The 23,218-nt window shown below is 62.9% G+C and carries 28 protein-coding genes; 22 read left to right on the forward strand and 6 right to left on the reverse strand.

Going from position 1 to position 23,218, the window contains the following annotated elements:
* Window positions 1–12 precede the first annotated feature (12 nt).
* From IG168_RS07540 to IG168_RS07585, 10 genes are all read left to right on the forward strand, one after another.
* Window positions 13–618 (forward strand): hypothetical protein, encoded by a 606-nt coding sequence (locus IG168_RS07540; protein WP_193163491.1) that lies wholly within the window; start codon window positions 13–15, stop codon window positions 616–618.
* A 13-nt stretch (window positions 619–631) separates the two neighbouring features.
* On the forward strand, window positions 632–1,720 hold the full coding sequence (locus IG168_RS07545; RefSeq protein WP_193163493.1) for a COX15/CtaA family protein: 1,089 nt from the start codon (window positions 632–634) through the stop codon (window positions 1,718–1,720).
* Between the two features lie 33 nt (window positions 1,721–1,753).
* Entirely contained in the window at window positions 1,754–2,647 is an 894-nt protein-coding gene (gene cyoE / locus IG168_RS07550) for a heme o synthase (RefSeq protein WP_193163495.1), read from the forward strand.
* A 4-nt stretch (window positions 2,648–2,651) separates the two neighbouring features.
* The gene (locus IG168_RS07555; RefSeq protein ID WP_193163497.1) at window positions 2,652–3,338 is read left to right on the forward strand and encodes an SCO family protein; all 687 of its coding nucleotides are present in this window, start codon (window positions 2,652–2,654) and stop codon (window positions 3,336–3,338) included.
* 25 nt (window positions 3,339–3,363) lie between these two features.
* Window positions 3,364–4,161: a CPBP family intramembrane glutamic endopeptidase gene (locus tag IG168_RS07560; RefSeq protein WP_193163499.1), complete on the forward strand. Its 798-nt coding sequence runs from the start codon at window positions 3,364–3,366 to the stop codon at window positions 4,159–4,161.
* Between the two features lie 176 nt (window positions 4,162–4,337).
* Complete coding sequence (locus IG168_RS07565; protein ID WP_193163501.1) at window positions 4,338–4,568, forward strand: hypothetical protein; 231 nt, start codon at window positions 4,338–4,340, stop codon at window positions 4,566–4,568.
* A gap of 19 nt (window positions 4,569–4,587) precedes the next feature.
* Window positions 4,588–5,022, forward strand: a complete 435-nt coding sequence (locus IG168_RS07570) for a DUF1294 domain-containing protein (RefSeq protein WP_193163503.1) — start codon at window positions 4,588–4,590, stop codon at window positions 5,020–5,022.
* A gap of 108 nt (window positions 5,023–5,130) precedes the next feature.
* Window positions 5,131–5,364, forward strand: a complete 234-nt coding sequence (locus tag IG168_RS07575) for a hypothetical protein (protein WP_193163505.1) — start codon at window positions 5,131–5,133, stop codon at window positions 5,362–5,364.
* A gap of 12 nt (window positions 5,365–5,376) precedes the next feature.
* The gene (locus IG168_RS07580; RefSeq protein ID WP_193163507.1) at window positions 5,377–5,556 is read left to right on the forward strand and encodes a hypothetical protein; all 180 of its coding nucleotides are present in this window, start codon (window positions 5,377–5,379) and stop codon (window positions 5,554–5,556) included.
* A gap of 2 nt (window positions 5,557–5,558) precedes the next feature.
* Window positions 5,559–5,702 (forward strand): hypothetical protein, encoded by a 144-nt coding sequence (locus IG168_RS07585; protein WP_193163509.1) that lies wholly within the window; start codon window positions 5,559–5,561, stop codon window positions 5,700–5,702.
* Window positions 5,703–5,715: 13 nt separating this feature from the next.
* Here the strand turns inward: IG168_RS07585 and IG168_RS07590 are convergent, their stop codons facing one another.
* Both IG168_RS07590 and znuC read right to left on the reverse strand, forming a co-directional pair.
* A complete protein-coding gene (locus IG168_RS07590; protein ID WP_193163511.1) occupies window positions 5,716–6,522 on the reverse strand; it encodes an iron chelate uptake ABC transporter family permease subunit in 807 nt (268 codons plus the stop codon).
* Complete coding sequence (gene znuC, locus IG168_RS07595) at window positions 6,523–7,314, reverse strand: zinc ABC transporter ATP-binding protein ZnuC (RefSeq protein WP_404931994.1); 792 nt, start codon at window positions 7,312–7,314, stop codon at window positions 6,523–6,525. It lies immediately after the preceding gene.
* 161 nt (window positions 7,315–7,475) lie between these two features.
* Between znuC and IG168_RS07600 the strand changes: the two genes are divergently transcribed.
* Window positions 7,476–8,405: a metal ABC transporter substrate-binding protein gene (locus IG168_RS07600; protein ID WP_193163513.1), complete on the forward strand. Its 930-nt coding sequence runs from the start codon at window positions 7,476–7,478 to the stop codon at window positions 8,403–8,405.
* 14 nt (window positions 8,406–8,419) lie between these two features.
* On the opposite strand, the gene IG168_RS07605 is transcribed toward IG168_RS07600, so the two are convergent.
* Window positions 8,420–8,710, reverse strand: coding sequence for a hypothetical protein (locus tag IG168_RS07605; RefSeq protein ID WP_193163515.1), 291 nt, complete (start codon window positions 8,708–8,710; stop codon window positions 8,420–8,422).
* A 164-nt stretch (window positions 8,711–8,874) separates the two neighbouring features.
* Window positions 8,875–9,252, reverse strand: coding sequence for a hypothetical protein (locus IG168_RS07610; protein ID WP_193163517.1), 378 nt, complete (start codon window positions 9,250–9,252; stop codon window positions 8,875–8,877).
* 302 nt (window positions 9,253–9,554) lie between these two features.
* Between IG168_RS07610 and polA the strand changes: the two genes are divergently transcribed.
* Entirely contained in the window at window positions 9,555–12,281 is a 2,727-nt protein-coding gene (gene polA, locus IG168_RS07615) for a DNA polymerase I (RefSeq protein WP_193163519.1), read from the forward strand.
* Between the two features lie 280 nt (window positions 12,282–12,561).
* Complete coding sequence (locus IG168_RS07620; RefSeq protein ID WP_193163521.1) at window positions 12,562–12,771, forward strand: hypothetical protein; 210 nt, start codon at window positions 12,562–12,564, stop codon at window positions 12,769–12,771.
* A 209-nt stretch (window positions 12,772–12,980) separates the two neighbouring features.
* Here IG168_RS07620 and IG168_RS07625 read toward each other — a convergent pair whose 3' ends face one another.
* Window positions 12,981–13,970, reverse strand: a complete 990-nt coding sequence (locus IG168_RS07625; protein ID WP_193163523.1) for a hypothetical protein — start codon at window positions 13,968–13,970, stop codon at window positions 12,981–12,983.
* Between the two features lie 69 nt (window positions 13,971–14,039).
* Here IG168_RS07625 and IG168_RS07630 point away from each other — a divergent pair, with 69 nt between their 5' ends.
* The 6 genes from IG168_RS07630 to IG168_RS07655 all read left to right on the forward strand — a co-directional run bounded on the left by IG168_RS07630 (window position 14,040) and on the right by IG168_RS07655 (window position 19,419).
* On the forward strand, window positions 14,040–14,705 hold the full coding sequence (locus tag IG168_RS07630) for a phosphoribosyltransferase (protein ID WP_193163525.1): 666 nt from the start codon (window positions 14,040–14,042) through the stop codon (window positions 14,703–14,705).
* Window positions 14,698–15,366: a dienelactone hydrolase family protein gene (locus IG168_RS07635; protein WP_193163527.1), complete on the forward strand. Its 669-nt coding sequence runs from the start codon at window positions 14,698–14,700 to the stop codon at window positions 15,364–15,366. The genes IG168_RS07630 and IG168_RS07635 overlap by 8 nt, the downstream gene beginning before the upstream one ends.
* Window positions 15,367–15,387: 21 nt before the next feature.
* On the forward strand, window positions 15,388–16,353 hold the full coding sequence (locus IG168_RS07640) for a ribose-phosphate diphosphokinase (RefSeq protein WP_193163529.1): 966 nt from the start codon (window positions 15,388–15,390) through the stop codon (window positions 16,351–16,353).
* Window positions 16,353–18,170 carry an adenosylcobalamin-dependent ribonucleoside-diphosphate reductase gene (locus tag IG168_RS07645; RefSeq protein ID WP_193163541.1) on the forward strand — a complete coding sequence of 606 codons (1,818 nt, stop codon included), beginning with the start codon at window positions 16,353–16,355 and terminating at the stop codon, window positions 18,168–18,170. The genes IG168_RS07640 and IG168_RS07645 overlap by 1 nt, the downstream gene beginning before the upstream one ends.
* Window positions 18,171–18,785: 615 nt before the next feature.
* Window positions 18,786–19,223 carry a hypothetical protein gene (locus IG168_RS07650; protein ID WP_193163542.1) on the forward strand — a complete coding sequence of 146 codons (438 nt, stop codon included), beginning with the start codon at window positions 18,786–18,788 and terminating at the stop codon, window positions 19,221–19,223.
* Between the two features lie 19 nt (window positions 19,224–19,242).
* Window positions 19,243–19,419, forward strand: a complete 177-nt coding sequence (locus IG168_RS07655; protein WP_193163545.1) for a hypothetical protein — start codon at window positions 19,243–19,245, stop codon at window positions 19,417–19,419.
* A 39-nt stretch (window positions 19,420–19,458) separates the two neighbouring features.
* Here the strand turns inward: IG168_RS07655 and yihA are convergent, their stop codons facing one another.
* Window positions 19,459–20,082, reverse strand: a complete 624-nt coding sequence (gene yihA, locus IG168_RS07660; RefSeq protein WP_193163548.1) for a ribosome biogenesis GTP-binding protein YihA/YsxC — start codon at window positions 20,080–20,082, stop codon at window positions 19,459–19,461.
* A gap of 298 nt (window positions 20,083–20,380) precedes the next feature.
* Between yihA and IG168_RS07665 the strand changes: the two genes are divergently transcribed.
* From IG168_RS07665 to IG168_RS07675, 3 genes are all read left to right on the forward strand, one after another.
* Window positions 20,381–21,061, forward strand: a complete 681-nt coding sequence (locus IG168_RS07665; RefSeq protein WP_193163550.1) for a c-type cytochrome — start codon at window positions 20,381–20,383, stop codon at window positions 21,059–21,061.
* A 245-nt stretch (window positions 21,062–21,306) separates the two neighbouring features.
* A complete protein-coding gene (locus IG168_RS07670) occupies window positions 21,307–21,993 on the forward strand; it encodes a thiol:disulfide interchange protein DsbA/DsbL (protein ID WP_193163552.1) in 687 nt (228 codons plus the stop codon).
* 117 nt (window positions 21,994–22,110) lie between these two features.
* A partial coding sequence (locus IG168_RS07675) for a hypothetical protein (RefSeq protein WP_193163554.1) occupies window positions 22,111–23,218 on the forward strand: 1,108 nt, incomplete at its 3' end.

Raw genomic sequence — 23,218 nt, forward strand, 5'->3', positions numbered from 1 at the left:
AGCAGCCAGACAATGGACCACAATTCGGAACGCTCCGGCTTGAGTCGCCTGCAGGGCATATCCGTGATCGCCTCGGTGGTATTGCCGATCGTTGCGGCGTATATCGTCTACTACACGGGGATCGGTATGCCCCGCAGTACCATCAACGAGGGGGAACTTCTGCAGCCAGCGGTCGATGTGAAGTCACTGCCGTTTGTGGAGCGCGGCACCGGGCCTCTGCAGTTCACCGCGGAAAAGCTCAAATGGCGCTATCTGGTGATTCCAGCCGGCCCGTGCACCTCTGAATGTGAAAAGCTGCTTTATACCAGTCGCCAGGTTCATATCCGACTGGCGGAAAAGGCGGACCGAGTGGAGCGGCTGCTGGTCAGCACCTCACCACTGAGCGACGCACGTCATCAGCAGTTGCAGCGGGAGCATCCGCGCCTGCGTTTTGTCACCCTGGCTCCCGCCGTGCTGGAAAAGCTCGAGCGCGATGCGGGCTTTGACCAGTGGGATCGCCCGCGGGCCCTGCTGGTTGACCAGCAGGGGTACGCGATGATGGCCTATGACAACCGGCACAGCGGCAATCAGTTACTGAAAGATATCAAGCGTCTGCTGAAGTACTCCTATGAGCAGTAGCGGGGAGAGAGTGATGGAAAACCTGGAACTGGATCCGACCGAAAACAATGCGCATACGGATTGGCGTCTGCGGCTGGCGTTGATCGGCAGCGCGCTCGCCGTGGTCGTCGTGGTACTCGGCGCTTTCACGCGGCTGACTGACGCGGGTCTGGGATGCCCCGACTGGCCCGGCTGTTATGGCCACCTCACCTGGCCCAGTGAAAGTCACGAGATTGCCACCGCCAACGCGGCGTTTCCGCACGCACCGGTCGCAACGGATAAAACCTGGCCGGAGATGGTGCACCGCTATTTCGCCGGCAGCCTGTTGTTGCTGGTCGGCACGCTGACGGTCATGGCCTGGCGCCGCCGCGGTCACCGTGCATTCAAGCAGACGCACATCCTGTTGGTGCTGATTGTGTTGCAGGCCGCGTTCGGTATGTGGACGGTTACCCTGAAACTCTGGCCGCAGGTCGTCACCGCGCACCTGCTCGGAGGTATGGCGACCCTGTCGGTGTTGTGGTTGATCGTAGAACGACTGCGCAACCGCGGTCGCTTTATCCCGGCCCACGAATTCCGCATGTTACAGCGCTTGCGCCCGCTGGCATTCGTCACCGTTGCCGCAGTGGGCCTGCAGATCGCGCTCGGCGGATGGACCAGTTCCAATTATGCGGCACTCGCATGTCCGGATTTCCCCACCTGTCACAACCAGTGGTGGCCGGCGGCGGATTTCAGTCAGGGCTTCAACGTTGCCCAGCACATTGGCCCCAACTATCTCGGCGGCGCGCTGGAAAATGAGGCGCGTACGGCCATCCATCTCACACACCGCATCGGTGCGATGCTGGTCAGCCTGCTGGTACTGATGCTGGCCGCGCTGGCGTGGCGGGCGGGATCACCCCGCTGGGCAATTGGCCTCGTCGCCGTGCTCGGCCTGCAGGTCCTCCTCGGCATAGCGAACGTGGTGTTTTTCCTGCCGCTGCCGATTGCGGTCGCACATAATGCCGGTGCGGCACTGCTCCTGCTCGGCCTGCTGACATTCTGCTACCGGATCCAGACGGCACAATCGAAACCCTCCCGTTCGGACAGGGTGGATGTGGAAGAATCCGTGCTGGCGGGCGAATTATAAGCGCGCAGATAATGACAATAACGAGGTGAAACCATGACCGCACAAATAGCCGCCCTCGGCCGCGCAAGCTGGCGCGATTATTACGAGCTCACCAAGCCGCGGGTGGTGATGCTGATGATCCTCACCTCGGTGATCGGCATGTTGCTCGCGGTACCGGGCATGGTGCCGCTGGACATCCTGATTCTGGGTAACCTGGGTATTGCCCTCTGTGCCGGCAGCGCCGCCACCGTGAATCACCTGGTCGATCGCCGTATTGATATCAAGATGGCGCGCACCAGTAACCGACCGGTGGCGAGGGGCCGCGTTGAACCACAAAGGGCTCTGGCGTTTGCCTTGCTGTTCGGTTGTGCGGGCATGGGAATCCTGCTCGCTTTTGTCAATCCACTGACTGCCTGGCTGACCCTTTTCTCCCTACTGGGTTACGCCGTGGTTTACACCATGTTCCTGAAGCGCGCCACGCCGCAGAACATAGTCATTGGCGGTATTGCCGGCGCCGCGCCACCGCTGCTGGGTTGGGTCGCCGTCACCGGCGATATTCACGGCCACGGCCTGTTGCTGGTGCTGATCATTTTCGCGTGGACGCCGCCGCATTTCTGGGCGCTGGCCGTGCACCGGCGCGAAGAATACGCAAAAGCGGATATTCCGATGTTGCCGGTTACCCACGGGGTGGCCTACACCAAGTTGCACATTCTGCTGTACACCTTTGTGCTCTTCGCAGTCACGCTACTGCCGTTTGCGACCGGCATGCTCGGCTGGCTGTACTTGCTCGGTGCGGTAGTGCTGGGACTCGGATTTATCTACTGGGCGGTGGAAATGCTGCGGGACAAAAATCCCAATGCGGGGATGGAGACCTTCAAGTACTCGATCATTTACCTGATGGCTCTGTTCTGCATCATGCTGCTCGACCACTACCTGATTGCGGTGTAAAGCTATGACGAACTTCGCTACCGACGGCCAGCGCGATCAAAAAAGCCCTGAACAGCAGCGCGGTATCCTGATCACGGTTGTGGTGCTGGTGCTGTTCATGTGCGCGGTCCTGATTGGATTCCTGCACAAGATGGCGCAACCGCGTGTCCTCAGCGAGGCCGAATTGCGTGCGAATGGCGCGATAGAATTGACCCGGCCCAGAATACTGGATGACTTTGCGCTGTTGTCGGACAGCGGCGACACCTTCCATACGGAGACTCTGACCGGCCACTGGACGCTGGTGTTCTTTGGTTTTACCCGCTGTCCCGATGTCTGCCCCACCACCCTGTCGACGCTCAACAGCTTTTACCAGATGCTGGACGAAGACACCCGCGCCGATACCGACATCCTGTTGGTTTCGGTCGATCCAAAACGGGACAGGCCCAAGCAGCTGCACGACTACGTGCGTTACTTCAATGCAGACTTCCGCGGCCTGACCGGAGAGTTCATCGACATCAAGCGCTTCGCCAACCAGCTCAATGTGCCCTTCAACAAGGTCACTCTGGAGAATGGCGACTATACCGTTGACCACGGAGCACAGGTGGTGCTGATCAATCCCCGCGGCGATTACCACGCGTTCTTTAAGGCTCCACTGGATCCCGCCAAAATGAAATTGACATATCGTTCAATGCGGGCGACCTTTAACGGCTAATTCATCAGTCGAGAAGCAGGAAGCTATGTCCGGATTGTCGCGGGCCGACTCCCAGCGCGCAGGTTCCGCGCCAATTTCCCTATTTCCCAACGCCTGGGGTGTCGCCGCCGCGCTACTGCTTTGCACGATACCTTTCGGCTGGATCGGCGTTTTGGCGCCGCTGATCTGGCTGATGCTCTGCGTCATCGAAAGCAGCTCGGGCTGGCAGCGTCGCGTCGCATTTCTCGCGACCGCATTGCTGATGCTCACCGCCGCGATGGGACTGGTGCCGGGCAGCGAACGTATCGAACTGCTGGCACCCTATACCGACGCCGTTGGCAACAACATCCAGGTGGCTTTCAATCCGGGTAAGGCGGTCATTGCCCTCGCGCTGTTGCCGCTGCTGATACGACCGAAGCACTGGCCCGCGCGTGGCGATATTCGCATTATCGCCGCAGCGGTATTACTGCCGCTGATTTGCGCTGCACTCGTCGCCGGTTTCTCAGTAAAATTTGCCCCCGTGATCGTTGCGGCAGCCCTGGTGAACTTTGCCGTGGTCTGTATCAGCGAGGAGGGATTTTTCCGCTGGATACTGCAGCGGGGTATGGAAGAAAGCTTGGGACGGTGGCGCTGGGTTGCAGTGCCGGTAGTCGTGGTCATTTTCACGGCGCTGCATACCGGCTGGGCGGCGACACCGGCCGTGCTGGCGCTGGTGGCAATTGCCGGAACCAGCTACGCAATGCTGTGGCACCTGCGCGGCAATATCTGGGCCTGTGTATTGGCGCACTGGGGTGTCAATACCTTACATATGTTCCTGCTACCCTATCCGCTGACGCTCGGTTAGTCCGGTCTTCCTTTGTTGGTGTAAGCGGATGCAGATCAATTAAATTCTATTTCAACTTATTTAGATAATCACAAAAAATGCAAGTCAGTACTCATATCATTTTTTCCCTCATTTCATACAAATTGGCTTCGCTTGTTGTCGGCAGCGTGTTCGCCCATATGGGTTACCGGTTATTTATGTCTGGTGTCTGGGGAAGTGCCGGTGAGCTGGAGGCGAGTTTTGCGGACAACAAGTTGATCTTCAAGAAAGCCGCACCCGGAACTTTCTTTGCCGTATTCGGTGCCGTGATTATCGCGATCACCCTGTACAAGGGGCTGGAATTTGAGAACTATACCAAGGGCAAGGAATCCTTCGTCGAAATCGCCGAAGAGGGCGATACCAGTCTCCCCGACACCAAAAAAATGTAATTGTCTTAAAGAAAAACATTTGCGCAAGCCGATTTCCGAAAAATTGACCCTGCTGATAGTGTTTGCCTTTATCGGCGCTCTCGGCCTGGCGATTGCCTGCGGTTTCTATCCGCGCGAAGTCCTGTGGTGGATCATGGCCACCAGTTTTCTGTCCCTCGCCCTCTATGCCTGGGACAAACGCGCGGCCGTCAACGGTCGCCAGCGAATCAGCGAGGCGACACTCCATTTCTGGTCCGTAAGCGGTGGCTGGCCCGGCGCGGTGCTGGGGCAGCAGTTGTTTCGGCACAAGACAACGAAGCGCGCTTTCCGGAACCGCTTCTGGCTTACGGTGTTCGTCAACGCTCTACTGGTGGCCTGGACTTTTACCGACAGCGGCGTGCATCTCCTCAATTTGACCATCGACACGGCGCGAGACTATACCGATAGCGGCATTGATCTTCTGCAGCGGCTGTAAGCCGCCTCGATCGCCATATCGCCATTCGCCGTTGTCCCATCCCCCGCGTGTTCAATTCAACTAGTCTTCGAGTAGAGATATCCCTATTGCCGTTCCTGGACCGCCGCATTGAAGAACCTGTTTGACCAATTTTCCCGCTCGCAGCTTGCGCGCCGGATCGTCGGTGTTGTGGGATTGTTGATGGTTCTGCCAATGGCGCTCTGGTTACTGCTCGGCTTTATCGGCGCAGTGCCCTCGATGTTATCGGTCTTCGGTATGGAGGGACTGCGGACACCGGCATCCATAGTGATCGGGGGGCTGCTGATTGCCGCGGTCGGATTCTGGGATTACGACACTGATTAATGAGGGCTACCAATGTTCAAATTATCGGATCTGTTTATTCTGCTGGCGGTGGCGATTTCTTTCGCGCTGTCCGGCTTCCTGTGGTTTAACGGGTACAAGGACCAGGGGGTGTTTACCGCCCTGTGGGTGCCGACGATACTGGCGTTCGGCATCTACTTTAAAGTGTCCGCACTGCTCGCGCGCAGCCGTTAACCATGTCGGAAACGCTACTACTCAAGATTGCCGCCGGGGTCTTCCTGATGTTGTTGATTGGCATTGCGCTGACGGTCTACGAATTTCATCGCGCCGGTTGTGAGCCGGTGGAGAAATCGCGCCAATCCGCTGGTCGCAAGGAATAGCGAGATTTTGCGGTCATACCCGGACGCGGCGCAGCTGACAGAGCAGAAACAACAGGCTGGCTGCAAGCACGATGGACGGCCCCGCTGGGGTATCCCACAGTATGGATGCGAGCAACCCCAGGACCACTGCCGTGCAGCCGATGGCGGAGGACAGTGAGGCCATTTGTTCGGGGGTATGCGAAAGCCTGCGCGCGGCGGCGGCGGGAATAATCAACAGTGCGGTGATCAGCAGCACGCCGACCACCTTCATGGCGATGGCAATCAACAGCGCCAGCATCAGCATCAGTGCCAGGCGCACTTTTTCCACCGGGACACCTTCGACAGCGGCAAGCTCCTCGTGCAGCGTGAACGCCAGCAGCTTTTCCCACAGGAAATACAGCAGCAATGCGATCAGTGCGGCGGCGGCGCCCATCATCAGCAGATCCTGGCCGCCAACCGCGAGCAGATCACCGAGCAGCAGTGATAGCAGGTCCACGTTGATATCGAACAGGCTCACGGTGACGATCCCGAGTGCGAGCATCGAGTGCGACAGTATGCCGAGCAGGGTATCGACGGAGAGCTTTTGCCGGCGCTGCAGGTAAACCAGCACGATGGCCAACAGGCAACAGGTGGCGCCGACCGCGAGGGTCGCGTTCAGCTGCAGGATAAAACCCAGAGTGACGCCGAGCAGGGCGGAGTGGGCCAGGGTGTCGCCGAAATAGGCCATCCGTCGCCACACCGCAAAGCAGCCCAGCGGGCCGCTGACGATGGCTACCAGCAAGCCCGCCGCGAGCGCGTACCAGAGAAATTGGCTGTGAATCAGTTCGCCGAATGGGGCCACTTACTGTTGCTCTCGTTTGTCGGTGGAGTGGTGGTCGTGATCGCAACTGTGGTCGTGCAGTATCCCGCCACTCAGATCGTGTTCGTGATTGTGCTGGTGGGTATAGGGCGCCACCTTGTCGCCGAAGAGTTCCAGGTAAGCTGGATCGCGGCTCACCTGTTCCGGGTGCCCGTGACAGCAGATGTGCTGGTTGATGCACAGCACCTGGTCGGTCGCCGCCATCACCAGGTGCAGGTCGTGGGACACCAGCAACACGCCACAGCCGAGCTCGTCGCGCAGCGCCGCAATCAACTGGTAGACCTCGCTTTGGCCACCCACATCGACCCCCTGTGTGGGTTCATCGAGCACCAGCAGTTGTGGTTTGCGCGACGCGGCCCGCGCGAGCAATACCCGCTGCATCTCGCCTCCGGACAGCTCGGCCAGACTGGCGTCTGCGAGCTGGCGGGCACCCACCCGCTCCAGCGCACTCAGCGCCTCGGCGGTGTGCACCCGCGGGTGGCCCAGTTGCAGGAAGCGCTGCACCGACATCGGCATCGACGGATCTATCTGTAACCGCTGTGGCATATAGCCCAGGCGCAGGCCCGGGCGGCGCCAGACCGAGCCGCTGGTCGGCGTGCTGAGGCCGAGCAGCAGGCGCAGCAGTGTGGTCTTGCCGGCGCCGTTGGGCCCGATGACCGTGACAATCTCGCCCGGCTGTAACTGCAGGGTAATGTTTCGCAACAGCTGGCGGCCGGACACTGCCAGCCCGAGATTTTCGGCGGTGATTAGCGGCTCGGATTGGCTCAGGGTCACATCTCCAGGGATAGTGTGGGGAAACGAAAGACGGCGCCGGCGCGAACGGGCTGGCGGGCACAGGCCGGGTGTGATTATATCGTGTCCGCCCGGAAATGGGGGCGCACCGCGGCGCGCCGACCATGTTCCCTGTTTTTTCGCACCCGTACCGCTGGATTCCGATGAAAGTTCTGCTGTCCCTGTCTCTGATTTTTGCTCTGCTGAGTGTCGCCGCCTGTGACAAATCCGCCCCCGAAACCCAGCGCGAGCTGCTGGTAAGCGTCCGTCCGCTCGCACTGATCGCACGGGAAATTGTCGGCTCGGATATGCCGGTGCGGGTGTTAATCCACAATGGTGACCCGCACCACTACGCCCCCACCGTTACCGACCGCGCGGCGCTCGAGCGCGCGCAACTGGTCGTGTGGCTGGGGCCGCAGATGGAAGCGGTACTGGCCCGGCAGATGGCGCAGTTGCCGGCAGCGCGACAACTGGCGTTGTTGCCCGCGGGCGGGTATGAATACGAGGGAGCTTCGCCACAGGATCCGCACCTGTGGCTGCGCCCGCGCAATGCGGCGGTGATGGCCGCGCACATCGCCGAGCGCCTGGCGGAACTCGAGCCCGCGCGGGCCGATGTCTATCGCCACCGGGCGCGGGACTTTTCCCGCAGCATGGCCAACCTGCAGAAGGTCCAGAATCGCGCGCTGTGGGGATATCGGGGTGTGCCGATTGTGGTGACCCACGATGCCTACGGGCATTTCTTCGGACCCGCCGGTGTCGAGACGCGGGCATTGAGTGACAGCAGCCACAGTCAGCGCGGCGCAAAGACGCTACTGGAGCTTCAGGGCGCTGGCGACGGCTGCCTGTTTGGCGAAGTACCGGCCAACGACCGCGACCGGCAGAGCGCGGCCAGCCTCGGATTGCATTACGCACCGCTGGATCCGCTGGCGATCAACCTGCCGGCGGATGCAAGCTATCGGGACCTGATGGTCAAAGTACTGGCGGATGCCCGCCGCTGTCTGGCCCAAGTTCCGGATAAACAGGTACCGGACAAAGAGGTACCGGATAAACAAGAGCCGGACAAACAGGTGCCTGACAGCAGCACAGCGGAGTAGCCGTTTCCGGGGGTCTAGGACTGCTGGAGCAGTTGCTGTAACTTCTGCGCGCGCTCCTCGTCCTTTTGTGCCTCTTCCCGCAGGCGCTCCAGCTGGCGCATCTGCCGCTGCAGTAATGCATCGTAATGAGTCTGCGGTTTCTGTAGCGGTTGCGTCTGCGCGGTCTGCCCGATCTGCTTCTGTGCGGCGGCTTCCAGCTGCCACGTCGGTGCAGGCAGGCTCTGCTGTTCACTGGACGCTGCGCTGGCGGACGCAGTGGTGATCGTGGCTGCGATCAGCAACCCGGCATATCCATAGCCTTTCATCGTCAAGTCCCTCTCACTGGCAGTTGTACAAAATCCCGGCGGTCCGTAGCCGGGCGACCATTACACGGCGGCCCTGTTGCCGCCGCGTAACGGCTTGCAGATGTTTTGGTGAACAAAGGATGGCGATTCCGTGAAGGGCGCCCGCCGGGGATTGCCGCCGCCAGTCAGGAGGATTCCTGTTCCCCGGTCTGTTCTTCCGCGACGGCTTCCTTGTGCGCCCGCCGGGCTTCCTGTTCCGCCTGCAGGCGCTGTTCCTCTTCCGTGGAACGGGTCTTCACCAGTTTTTCCCGCAACTGCTGTAACTGGTTTTCCCGCAGCAGTTGCAGCTGCTCGTTGCACTGCTGCTTGGTCAGCGCTTCGTGCTGCGCGCGCGCCTCCAATTCTTTTTCCCGGGCGGGATCGGCGGGATCCGGGACACCGATCACTTCCAGGTATTCCATCGGTCCCGGTTGCTGTGCCTGCTCGCCGATGGTATCGGCCACAGCCGCCGTCGAGCCGGCACAGGCCAGTAGCAGCAGGCCGGAAAAAACAGTACTTCGCATGGTCACTTCCCTCGGTGAACACTCTGTCCGCAAAGGCGGAATCACAGCAGCCCGGGCTCCGGAAACGGTGAATATTTACGGCCGGCCCGGACTGCTGACGCCGGTCAACGACCGCGGAAAAGCCGGGTGGCTGACTGTCCGCTGCCGTACCTCTAAAGCCTAGAAGCTGATCCGGGCTTCGCGCCGGCCCTGCGGTGACTGCCCCGGATCGGGCGTTGGAGCGAGCAAAAAAAATGGGACGCGGTTATGCTGTCGCCCACTTGCGCGCAAGCGAATACGAATGGCCAATTTCCCGGATATCTATGAGTAACAAACAAGCGACTGCCGCCCCGCTGATCCTGGTGGACGGTTCCTCCTACCTGTATCGCGCCTTCCACGCGCTGCCGCCGCTGACCACCAGCAAGGGCAAGCCCACCGGCGCCGTACGCGGTGTCATCAGCATGCTGCGCCGCCATCTGAAGGAGCACCCGGGCAGCACCGTGGCAGTAGTTTTCGACGCCAAAGGCAAGACCTTCCGCGATGAACTTTTCGCCGACTACAAGTCCCACCGCCCGCCGATGCCGGACGACCTGCGCGAGCAGATCCAGCCGATCCACGATGTGATCGACGCCATGGGGCTGCCGCGCCTGGTGATCGACGGCGTCGAGGCGGACGATGTCATCGGCACCCTGGCGTTGCAGGCTGCGGAGCAGGGACGGGAGGTGATCATCTCCACCGGCGACAAGGACATGGCGCAGCTGGTGCGGCCGGGCATCACCCTGGTCAACACCATGTCGAACACCGAAATGGACAGCGAGGGAGTGAAGGAGAAATTCGGTGTCGGCCCGGAGCTGATCATCGACTTCCTCGCGCTGATGGGCGACAAGGCCGACAACATTCCCGGTGTACCCGGTGTCGGCGAGAAGACGGCACTGGCGCTATTGCAGAACCTGGGCAGTCTGCAAGACATCTACGCAGACCTGGACGCCATTGCGCCGCTGGGTTTCCGCGGCAGCAAGACGCTGGCCAAAAAGATGGCAGAGCACCGCGAGGCGGCGGATATGTCCTATCTGCTCGCCACCATCAAGACCGACGTCGAGATGCCGTACAAGCCGGCGGACCTGCACAACGCCGAGCCCCACAAAGACAAACTGATCGAACTGTTCGGCGAACTCGAGTTTCGCAGCTGGATGGAAGAGTTGTCCGGCGACGAGGCGCAAGAGGCCATGGCTGAAGCGGTGGAGCGCGATTACCAGATCGTCACCGATATGGCCGAGTTCGACGCCTGGCTGGAAAAGCTCAAGGCCGCCGACATCTTTGCCTTCGACACCGAGACCACCAGCCTCAATTACATGCAGGCCAAACTGGTGGGCGTGTCCTTCGCGGTGGAGCCCCATCAGGCTGCCTACGTGCCGTTGGCCCACGACTATATGGGCGCGCCGCAACAGCTGCCGTTCGATGAGGTGCTGGCCAAGCTGAAGCCGCTGCTGGAAGACCCGGCGCAGAAGAAGGTCGGCCAGAACCTGAAATACGACAGCCATATCCTCGCCAATTACGACATCGCGCTGCGCGGCATCGAGCGCGACACCATGCTCGAGTCCTACGTGCTCGACAGCACCGCCAGCCGCCACGATATGGACAGCCTGGCGCTCAAGTATCTGGGCGAGCACACGGTGCACTTTGAGGATATCGCCGGCAAGGGCGCCAAGCAGCTGACCTTCAACCAGATAGAACTGGACAAGGCGGGTCCCTACGCGGCCGAGGACGCCGACATCACCCTGCGCCTGCACCGGGAACTGTCCGGCCGCCTGGCCAAGGAGCCGTCGCTGGAAAAGGTACTCGACGAAATCGAGATGCCGCTGCTACCGGTATTGGCCCATATCGAGCGCAATGGCACCTACCTCGACGCGCAGATGTTGGCCAAGCAGAGCAGCGAGCTGGAACAGAAAATGCGCGAAGTGGAGCAGAAGGCCTTCGAGGAGGCCGGTGAGGAGTTCAACCTGGGTTCCACCAAGCAGCTGGGTGCCATCCTGTTCGAAAAACTGCAGATCCCGGTGATCAAGAAGACCCCGAAAGGTGCGCCGTCCACCGCCGAGGCGGTTTTGCAGGAGCTGGCCCTCTCTCACGAGCTGCCGGCACTGATCATGCAGTACCGCGGTCTGGCCAAGCTGAAGAACACCTACACCGACAAGTTGCCGCAGATGATCGACCCGGCCAGCGGGCGCGTGCACACCTCTTATCACCAGGCGGTGGCCGCCACCGGGCGCCTGTCGTCCAGCGACCCCAACCTGCAGAACATCCCGATCCGCAGCGAAGAGGGCCGCCGCATCCGCCAGGCTTTTGTCGCGCCCGAAGGCAGTGTGATCATCGCCGCCGACTACTCGCAGATCGAACTGCGCATCATGGCGCACCTGTCGGGCGACAAGGGCCTGGTCGAGGCCTTTGCCAACGGCGAGGATATCCACAGGGCCACCGCCGCCGAGGTGTTCGAGGTGAAGCCGGAAGATGTGACCGACGAGCAGCGTCGCCGTGCCAAGGCGATCAACTTCGGCCTGATCTACGGCATGTCCGCCTTCGGCCTCGCCAAGCAGCTGGGGATTCCACGCGCCGACGCCCAGAACTATGTGGATCTCTATTTCGAGCGCTATCCGGGTGTGCGCGCCTATATGGACAACACCCGCAAGCATGCGGCGGAAAAGGGCTATGTCGAAACCCTGTTCGGGCGCCGCCTGTACCTGCCGGAGATCAATTCGCGCAACGGCATGCAGCGTCAGGCCGCCGAACGCACCGCGATCAACGCGCCCATGCAGGGCACCGCGGCGGATATCATCAAGCGCGCGATGATCAAGGTGGACGCCTGGCTGGCGGCGCAGGGCCTCGCCACCAAGCTGATCATGCAGGTGCACGATGAACTGGTGCTGGAGGTGCCGGAGCGGGAGGTGGAGCAGGTAGTTGCCGGTATCACCGAGCTGATGCAGGGGGCCGCCGAGCTGCACGTGCCACTGATCGTCGACGTGGGTCGCGGGCACAACTGGGACGAGGCCCACTAGAAGCACCGTACATCTATTGCGCGGGCGCCTGGCGGCGTCCGGCGGTGCTGGAGCGCCAGCCCGGTCAAATCCTCACGTACTTAGCGTACGCTCCGGCGGCCGGCGATCCGGTTGCTGCGCTCCGGCGGCCACCCCCAGCCACCCGCTCGCTACGACGTGCGGCACTTCTAGCGTCATTGGCTATGCATGGGCAGTTATTGGACGCCGGATACTCTGGAATTCGATCGCCGCCAGCGGCGCCTTTGCAGCAAAACAAAGTTCAACAATCAAGGAGGTGAATATGACCAAGGGATTCTGGATACGGCGCTTTGCGCTGGTATACCTGGCGGCCGCGGCACTGATTGCCGGCGGCCAGATGGCCCGCGGCCGCTCGGCGGAGGAGGCGCTTACTCACGCCTCGCTGTGGGCACTGATCAGCGCCGCAATCTACATCGCGGCGTTTGCCTATCGCGCCCGCCGGGGCTGTGCGACCTGTCCCAAAGAGCCGTGAATCGAGATCTCACGGCCTTTGTCGATGAGTCCGGCGACAATCTCGTCGGGTTGATCAAAATTTTTACACTTTTTAACGATTGCGGGGGAACCGCGCTGCTAAACGCTGCTCTAACAAAGCAAGATCGTTGGAATGCGTCATCATCCCCCAAGGAAGTCAGATGTTTGCCCCGGACTCCCCCAAGTCCGGGGCATTTTTTTGCCCGTCGCTCAGGGCCGGTAGCGTGCCGCCGCGTCGAGGTATGTCCGGGTTTTGGCCCGCCACTTGTCGGGTTCCGCCACGTCGCCATCCTGCAGGTGCGCCGCCGCCAGCTGTGCGCGCAGAAACGCGCGATAGCACTTGTAGAAGTGCACCAGAGGCTCGGCAGGTAAGGCGCCGCAACTGACCAGCACCGTCGCCGCCAGGTCCTCCCTTCCCAGCAGTTCGCACTCGAGCGCCAGATAGCAGAGCTCGTCGAGCGGGTCCACGCAGCGCAGATTGCGGTTGAACTCCAGGCAGTCGATCACCTGTGGCGGGCTGGTCAGAAAACAGTGCTCGGGGCGCAGGTCGCCGTGGCCCTCGACAATGGGACCCGCCGCCGCGCGGCCGCCGAGCAGTTCGCCGCGTTCACGGGTGAAGTCCATCAGCGAGCGACCGATCGAGGTGATTTCGCCGGGATCCTGGCCCAGCTCCGGTTGCTGCAGGGCCTCGCACAGCACCTGTGTCTGTTCGCGCATTTTCTCGAGGTATAGCGGCGCGGTGATCGGCACCGGCGCGGCGTCGCGGTAGAAGCGCCGCAGGCGCTGCAGCAGCGGCGCGAGGTCGGCGCTGTCGATCCGCTCTATCTGCGCCGGCAGGCTGGCTGCCTCCGGCAGGCGCCGCATTTTCACCAGCCATTCCACCGGCGTGCCGGTTTCCCCGAGCGACAGTCCGCCGGCGGTCAGCCGCAGCGGCACCACGCCCAGGTAGACGTCGTCGGTCAGGCGCCGGTTGAGGCGCAGCTCCTCGCGGCAGACGCCGTAGCGCTTGTCCAGGCTGCTGAAGTCCAGATAGCTGGAGCGCACCGGCTTTTTCATTTTGTAGGCGAAGTGATCCGTCAGGAATACCCGCGCCATATGGGTTTCCACCAGGCGCACCGCGGCCGTGCCCTCCGGATAGCTGTTCGCGGTGAGCAGGAAGCGGGTTTTGTCATCCAGGTCTGGCAGCGGTTTGTGTGTCATGGGCACCAGGCAAAGCGGGTCTGTTTGCTAGTCTAGTTTTATTGCCTACCTAACCAGGGCCGGATTGCTATGGAGCCCTTCCAAAACCGTGTCGAGGCCGGCCGCCGTCTGGCCGCTTCCCTCAGTGACTACCGCAATCGCGCCGATGTCATCGTGCTGGCATTGCCCCGCGGCGGCGTGCCAGTGGGCCTCGAAGTGGCGCGGGCGCTGAATGCGCCGCTGGACCTGCTGCTGGTGCGCAAACTGGGCGTCCCCGGCCACGAGGAGCTGGCGATGGGCGCCATCACCGGACGAGCAAGGGTGCTGAACGAGGACGTGATCCGCAGCTGCGGCATTAGCGAGGACGACCTGGAGCGCGAGACGCAGGCGGAGCGCGCCGAACTGGAACGCCGCGCGGCGCGCTACCGCGGCGAAAAGCCCTGGCCGCAGCTGGCCGACCGCCGCGTGATCCTGGTCGACGATGGTATCGCCACCGGAGCCACCATGGCGGCGGCGGCGCAGGCGGTGCGCGCGGAGCGCCCGGCGGAACTGGTGATCGCCGTGCCGGTGGCGCCGCCGTCGGCACTGGCGCGCTTTGCCCAACTGGCCGACCGCATCGAGTGCCCGATGCGCCCGGCGTCCTTCTGGGCTATCGGTGCCTGGTACCGGGATTTCTCCCAGCTATCGGACGAACAGGTGCTGGCGCTGATGCGCGAGGCCGATGACCTAACCGGGCGGAGCGAAGGCGATGGGTGATGTGGGCGGCGCGGCGCCGCAGGAGGTTTTCGTAGACACCGCCGGCGAGTCGCTGGCGGGATTTCTGTCGCTGCCGGCGAATACCCGCGCGCTGGTGCTGTTCGCCCATGGCAGCGGCAGCAGCCGCTTCAGCCCGCGCAATAACCAGGTGGCCGGGCGGCTCAACGACGCTGGTATCGGCACGCTGCTGTTCGATCTGCTGACAGCGGAAGAGCACCGCGTCGACGAGTTCACGCGGGAATACCGCTTTGATATCGAATTGCTCGCCGGTCGATTGGCGTCGGCGGTGGACTGGGTTGCAGCACAGCCGGCCACTGCGTCGCTGAATATCGGCCTGTTCGGCTCCAGTACCGGCGCCGCGGCCGCACTGATTGCCGCTGCGCGACGACCGCAGCTCGTGCGGGCGGTGGTATCCCGCGGCGGGCGCCCGGATCTGGCCGGCGACGACCTGCCCGCAGTCCGCGCTCCGACACTGCTGGTCGTCGGCGGCGAGGATCACCAGGTGATCGAACTGAACCGCGCCGCGGCGGCGCGTATGCAATGCGATCCGCAACTGCAGATCATTCCCGGCGCCACCCACCTGTTCGAGGAACCCGGCACCCTCGACCGGGTGGTGGACCTGGCCATCGACTGGTTCCAGCAGCACCTGGATCGCAGCTAGTAGCGTGGTGAGAGGTGGGCCATGAGTAGACTGAAGCTGTTCAGCCTCGATGCCGGCGCCGCCTTCGCCGGCCGCGTCGCCGCCGCCCTAGGCGAGCCGCTGGCCGCTCATGAAGAGCGCAATTTTATCGACGGCGAGCACAAACTGCGCCCACTGGACGACGTCGAGGGCGCCGACGTCTACTTTGTGCAGTCGCTGTATGGCGATGACTACGCCAGTGTCGACGAGCGCCTGGTGCGCACCCTGTTTTTCCTCGCCGCCCTCAAGGACGCCGGCGCGGAGCGGGTCAGCGCGGTGATTCCCTATCTCTGCTATGCGCGCAAGGACCGCCGCACCAAGCTCCACGACCCCCTGTCGAGCCGCTACCTGGCGTCGCTGCTCGAGGCGGTGGGCACCGATTGCGTGGTGACACTGGACGTGCACAACCTCGCGGCGTTCGAGAACGCCTTCCGCTGCCGCACCCTGCACCTGCCGGCTCAGCCACTGTTTGTCGACTTCGCCGCCGCCCAACTGAAAGGCGATAAAAACCCGCTAGTGGTGGCGTCGCCGGATGTGGGCGGCGTCAAGCGTGCCGAGGCATTCCGTCAGGCCCTGGGCACCAGGCTAAAGCGCGAAGTGGGCCGCGCCTTCGTGGAGAAATACCGCAGCGGCGGTGCACTGACCGGCGGCGCGCTGGTGGGGGATGTGCGCGATGCCAGCGTGGTGATTGTTGACGACCTGATCGCCGGCGGCGGCACCATCTGCCGCGCGGCGCAGGCGCTGCAGGCCGGCGGTGCGGCGCGAATCCTCGCTCTGGCCAGCCATGGACAGTTCTGCGGCGACGCGCTGGCCAATCTGCGCGAACAGCCCCTCGAGGCCCTGGCGGTGACCAATTCGCTGCCACAGGAGGAGGAGGGGGCACTGCAGGTAGTCGACTGCGCGCCGCTGCTGGCCGAGGCGATCCGCCGCCTTCACGACGGTGGGCCGGCCACCCAGCTGAGTCTCTGATGGACTATTTCGAAGCGGAGATTTCCCGCTTTATCTGGGACACCAAGTACCGCTATCGAGACGGCGATCAGGTGCGCGACGGCTCGCTGGAAGACAGCTGGCGGCGCGTGGCGCGGACGCTCGCGTGGGAAGAGTCGCAGGGGCGCGGACGCTGGGCGTTGCGCTTCTTCCGCAACCTGGAGGATTTCCGCTTTCTGCCCGGCGGGCGCATCCTCGCCGGTGCCGGCACGACCCACCGGGTCACCCTGTTCAACTGTTTTGTCATGGGTGCGATCGAGGATTCCATGCCGGCCATTTTCGAGCGGCTGAAGGAATGCGCACTGACGATGCAGCAGGGCGGCGGTATCGGATGCGATTTTTCCACCCTGCGCCCGGCGGGCAGCCTGGCGCGCCAGACTGGCACAGTGGCATCGGGACCCGTATCGTTCATGCGCATCTGGGATGCAACCTGCGCCACGCTGTTGTCCACCGGCAGCCGCCGCGGCGCGATGATGGCGACCCTGCGCTGCGATCACCCGGATATTGAGCAATTTGTCGACGCCAAGCGGGATCCGCGCGACCTGCGCCACTTCAATCTGTCGGTGTTGGTCAGCGATGCTTTTATGGCGGCGGTGGATGCCGATCGCGACTGGCCCCTGCTGTTTCCGGAGGCGGCGCTGGATGGGGAAGGGCACGAACTGATACCGCGCCATTGGAGCGGCGCCGACACCCCGGTGCCGTGTCGGGTGCTGAAGCGGCTCCGCGCCCGCGACCTGTGGCAGAAGATCATGCGCGCCACCTACGACTGCGCCGAGCCCGGCGTACTGTTCGTCGATCGCATCAACGAGCACAACAACCTGCACTATCGCGAGCAGATCAGCGCCACCAACCCCTGCGGTGAAATTCCCCTGCCGGCTTACGGCGCCTGCAACCTGGGATCGGTGAACCTGACGCGCTTCGTGCGGGCGCCGTTCAGTGACCGCGCGGAGCTGGATTGGGCGGGTATTGCGGAGTGCGTCGAGGTGGGGGTGCGCATGCTCGACAATGTGATCGACCTGTCCCGCTATCCACTACCGGCGCAAAAAAAACAGGCGCGGGGCAGTCGCCGTATCGGTATCGGCATCACCGGCCTCGCCGATGCGTTGATCGGGCTGGGTCTGCACTACGACAGCGACGCCGGCCGGGCGATGGCGGCAGAGATCATGCAGTCGGTGCGCGACAGCGCCTACCGCGCGTCCATCGACCTGGCTGCAGAGCGGGGCTCTTTTCCCTTTTTCCAGCGTGAACCCTACCTGCGCGGCGCCGATGCGCGCGCACTGCCGGAAGCGCTGCGCACGGGCATCGCCGAGCGGGGCATCCGCAACAGCCACCTGATTGCGATAGCGCCGGCGGGTACCATCAGCCTGCTGGCGAACGGAATTTCCAGCGGCGTCGAGCCGGTATTCGACTTCCAGCACCGGCGGCGGGTCCTGAGCGGATTTGGCGACTATCGCGAGTTCGATATTGTCGATCCCGCGCTGCGCCTGTGGCGTGAGCGCGGTGGCGACAGCGAGCAACTGCCGGCCGAATTCGTCTCGGCGCGACAGCTGTCGCCGCGCGCCCACCTGCTGATGGCGGCGGCACTGCAGCCCTATGTCGACAACGCCATTTCCAAGACGGTGAACGTCCCCGAGGACTACCCGTTCGCGGATTTTTCCTCTCTCTACCGGGAGGCCTTTGCGCTGGGGCTGAAAGGCTGTACGACTTTCCGCCCCAATCCGGTGACTGAATCCGTGCTCACCGGCAGCAGGGAATTGCCCGCCAGCCATTGCTGCGATATCGAGCGGGAAGGGGAGTAGCTGCGCACTTTTTCTGTTTGGCGCAACGTTTACGCTTCTTTACATGATGTGGTGGAACCGCGAGTGCTGTGCTGCCTCTAAACATGCAGAACCTAGTTGCTCCTCACCACAACCCCGTAAGTGAGCTTCCCTCGCCCCGAGACCTCCCCAAGTCGGGGCTTTTTTTTGCCGGTGGGTTTTTGCCCGCCACCGATAGCCACCCACTATCGACAAGACCGGATTCCGCTGCCGGTTGGCGCGCGCAAAGTGGCACCGTCTGGTGCGGCCGCGCGGCAGCCGGGCGGGGGAAATTCACTGGGGAAAAGACTGGCGCGAGCCTAATCTTCAGTATCGGTTGGAATCTGAAAGGAATGGGTGAGAACCCACAGGCGTGTCCGTCCCCCTGGACGCGTCTGCATAAGTGCCCACCCCCAAGGGCACTGACCCCTGGCCGGCAGTCCCCATCTGCCGGCTTTTTTTTACCGCGATTTTCTCCATCCCGGCGGCAAAGATTGGCGCGGGAGTTGTCTGTCTTTGTTGTAAACAATAATGATTATCATTACGATGTTTCGCGGTTCGGTGAGGGGGCGCGTTGCCCGTCCGCCGTTGGAGTCACAGCCCAGACAGGAGTTTCCCGTGAATCTACGTTTTCTCTGCGCCAACCACCGCCAGTGGCTGACTGCTGACAGCCGGCGCGCCGAACAGGCGTGGCTCGACTGGACGGAGCAGGGCAGTGCCCTCTGCGAGGTGCACAGCTACGCCGAGGCGATTCCCTTCCTCGGCTGTGCGTTTGAACTGGCGGATTATCTACTGGGTGCCCAGTGGCCCGGTTACCCGGTTGCGGCAATGCGGTTCGGCGACAGCGCGCGCCAGTTGATGGAGGCGTATCGGCAGCGCGGCGACGCCAGCCTGTGCAATTACATCCTGGTGGGCGCCAGTTCGCGGCTGGCCCGCGAACTGCACGACCGCCGCCACTACCAGCTGACCGCCGACTGCATCCGCACGCTCTACCTGGCCGGACCGGAAACGTCGCTGGCGCCCGCCCGGGCCGCCGGTGGCCGGCGACTGCACTGAACCGCGCACCCGCGTCGCCATGTCGACTTCCTATCTGGAAATCAGGATTCGCGAGGAAACGCTGCTGTCTCTGCTCGCGCAGCGACGCCTGGTGGCAGAGGATCTGCGCGGGATGACGCCGCGGGCGCGGCGCCAGCTGCGGCGGGTGTTGTTGCGCTCGCTACTGTGCGCTGCGCGGGGGGATGAGCCCCGCTAGCGACTATCAGGCTACTGAAAAAGGCTTTTCAACAGCCCGCTATTCCAGCGCCAGCCACTCGTTCAGTTTCATCTCCAGCTTGTCGAGTCCGCGTTTCTTGGTCGACGAGAAAATCTGCACGCTGACTCCCGTGTCGAGACTCTGTTCCTTGAGCGCCTTTTCCACGGCGAAACGGACGTTGTTGGCCGGGCCGTTTTTCATTTTGTCCGCCTTGGTCAGCAGTATGTGCGCGGGCAGCCCGGCACCGACGGCCCAGGTCAGCATGTGCAGGTCGAACTCCTTCAGCGGCTGGCGGATATCCATCAGCAGGATCAGTCCGCGCAGGCACTCGCGATTTTCCAGGTAAAAAGCCAGGTGGCGCTGCCACTCGTCCTTCATGGAACGGGCCACCTTGGCGTAACCGTAGCCGGGCAGGTCTACCAGGCGCTGCTGGTCGCTGATGCGGAAAAAATTGATCAGCTGGGTGCGCCCCGGTGTCTTGGAGGTTCGCGCCAGCTTGGTGTTATCGGTCAGCGCATTGATCGCGCTGGATTTGCCGGCATTGGAGCGGCCGGCAAAGGCGACTTCGGCACCGCTGTCCTCCGGGCACTCCGCCAGCGTCGGGGCGCTGGTCAGAAATTGAACATCGCGGAATTTAATACGGTCGGGCTTTGTTTCAGACATGGTGGTTTAACCAGATTCGGTACACTCGATTGGCGCGCAAGTATATAATGCCGCGGTTTAGGCGTCGCAGTAGTCGCGACCTGTATCGTACATTGGCACACCGCGGCAGCGGTGCAATGGCGATTCGGCGGCCAATTTCCCGGCCGGGGTGCCTGACCTGCTGGTATAGTACGGCTGCGCACGCGATGCCTTGGGGGGCTTTCCGAATCGGGCCGTTGGGGTTCAATGGCGCGGATCGGGAGCGGCGCAGTGGTCTGCGGACCGAAATGCCACAATTCAGCGCGTAATGGGACGACGTATGAACAGCATTGTAAAGAACACCGCACTGGCCCTGGGCCTGACTGTCGGTCTGGGGATGGGGATGGCACCTCTGGCAATGGCCGAGGGCGATGCCGCTGCGGGACAAACCAAGGCCGCCCAGTGTGGCGCCTGCCACGGTGCCGACGGCAACAGCCCCGCACCGACTTTCCCGAAGCTGGCGGGCCAGGGCGAGAAATATCTGCTCAAGCAGATTATGGACATCAAGAGTGGCGCCCGCGAAGTGCCGCAGATGGTGGGCCAGCTGGATAACTTCAACGAGCAGGATATGGCCGATATCGCCGCATATTTCTCTTCGCAGAATATGCAGCTGTCCGGCTCCAAGCCGATGAAGGTCAAACTGAACAGCGGCGACACCGTCGACGGGCTGAAGCTTGGCCGCAATATTTTCCGTGCCGGCAACCCCGAGACCGGTGTTCCGGCATGCATGGGCTGCCACTCGCCCACGGGCAAGGGCAACGCGCCGGCGGGCTTCCCGCGCCTGTCCGGGCAGTACGCCGAATATGTGGAGACTCAGCTGAAAGCATTCCGCAGCGGCGCCCGCGCCAACGATGGCGAAACCCGCGTCATGCGCACGGTGGCCAAGCAGCTGTCCGATGCCGAGATCAGCGCGGTGGCCGACTATGTCGCCGGTCTGATGCCAGCGCCGACGTCGGAGTGATCGCACTGCCGACACTGAAAGGCCGGTCCCAGACCGGCCTTTTTTGTGCCTGCCGCTGCCGTGCGGATGCCGGCCGCCAATCCCTCGGTCCCACCTGTGCGCGACTCCGTCGGCCGCCTTGTTGCTTCCGCGGCGGGGAACTTCAATAATCTGCACTGTCTATAGGGGACCCACCACAAGAATCCCGGGTTCTCTCGATATGTGAGAGCCCCTCCGGGCTGCCAAGAATAATGTTGGAGAAGACTATGAGAGCTGTCGTCGCCCCGTTCACCCTGCTGTTCGCTTTGCTGCTCAGCCTAACCGCCTGTGCCAAGGATAGTGGCCAGTTCAAGCCCGGCATGGACTACCAGGTGTTGCCGCAGGCAGTGCCGCAGCAGGACGACAGCAAGATCGAGGTCACCGAGCTCTTCTGGTACGGCTGCCCGCACTGCTACCACTTTGAGCCGGCACTGGAAAAATGGGTCGCCAGCCTGCCCAAGGATGTCTCCATGCAAAAAGTGCCTGCCATCTGGCAGCCGGTGATGGATGTGCACGCGCGCATGTATTACGTGGCCGAGCAAATGGGCGTGCTGGACAAGATGCACGAGCCGATCTTCACCGCCATTGCCAAAGAGCGCAAAATGTTTGCAGTGCGCGAAGGCCGCGACTGGAAGCCCGACCTGAAAGCCATCGAAGAACTGTTCAACGCCAACGGTGCTGACGGCGCCCGGGCCGCCAAGCTGATGAATTCCTTCTCGGTCGGCAGCCAGGTCAAGCAGGGTATGGCCAAGCAGCGCGCTTACCACCTGGCCGGTACCCCGGAAATTGTCGTTGCCGGCAAGTACCGCATTAGCACCGCACTGCCGGGCCTGAAAGGCAAGGCGGACGGCCAGGAGCTGATGCTGCAGATCGCCGACTACCTGATCGCCAAAGAGCGCGCCGAGCGGGGCTGATCCTCTCCGCCGGAATCAAAACCCCGCCCACGAGCGGGGTTTTTTGTACCCGGCGCCGCCGCGCCGGGCACTCCGGCGACTGCTAATCTTTTGCCGAATACGGAAACAGAATTCCCGATGCAACGCTATTGGTTAACTACGGCTGCCCTGTGCGCACAGCTGTTGCTCGCGCTGTTGATGCTGCCCGCCACCGCTGCGGCCCAGGATCAGGAACCGCTCGCGGCGCAGGCAAGCAATCTTTTGTCTTATATCGCTGCAGATTATGACGATTCAGTGCAGGACGGCGAAATTTCGGATACGCCCCTGTATCGGCAGCAGCGCCGTAATCTCGACCGCGCGCTGGAACTGGTGCGCCAGCTGCCGGAACGCCCCGGTCGCGCCGCGCTGGAGAAGAGCATTCAGGAACTGGATCAGGCGATCGCGGAAAAACGCGATGGCGAACAGGTCCGCCGCCGCGCGAATGCTGCCGCTGACCGTCTCGCGGCACTGTATCAGCTGCAGCGCTCGCCGGCGGAGATGCTGCCGGCGGCGACTGACGCAGTGCCGCTGTTCCAGCAGCGCTGCGCCGCCTGCCACGGTGCACAGGGTGGGGGTACCCGCGGTCCGCGGCTGACCGACCCCGCGCGCATGGCCAGTTTCAGTCTCTACGACCTGTACAACATCCTCGACCCGAACGCCGACACGGTACACTCCCGCCGCCTCGATGGAGACCTCAGCAGTCGCCAGCGCTGGGCACTCGCGGTTACCACAGCGGCTCTGTCGGTAGCCGGCAAGCCGCAGCCCCCCGTGGATATGGCGCAGCGCTATCCGGCCCTTGTCGGACTGCCGGGCATGGCCACCGCGCGGCCGGTGGAATTGCCCGCCGATGCCGCCGACGCGCTGATGTGGTGGCGAGCCCATCCGCAGCAGGTGCGTGCACTGCAACACCCGCTGGCGCGGGCGGACGGGCTGCTGCAGCTGGCGGAATCCGCCTACCGCGCCGGCGACAGCGCCACCGCCTATCACCAGTTGACGCTGGCTCTGCGCGACGGTTATCTGCCCGGCCGCGCCGCCCTGGCGGCCCGCGATCAGCCACTGGAAACCCAAATCAGCAAGCGCTGGCGGGACCTGCGCAGCGCGATTCTCGGCGATGCCCCCAACGCCGAGGTCATCGCCGCCTTCCAGCAGTTGCGCGCGGCACTGACTCAGGCGCGCAATCGGCTGGAGCCGGCGGGGGGCGCCCGCG

It is taken from the genome of Microbulbifer hainanensis (genome assembly GCF_014904735.1).
In the GTDB taxonomy this organism is placed as follows: domain Bacteria; phylum Pseudomonadota; class Gammaproteobacteria; order Pseudomonadales; family Cellvibrionaceae; genus Microbulbifer; species Microbulbifer hainanensis.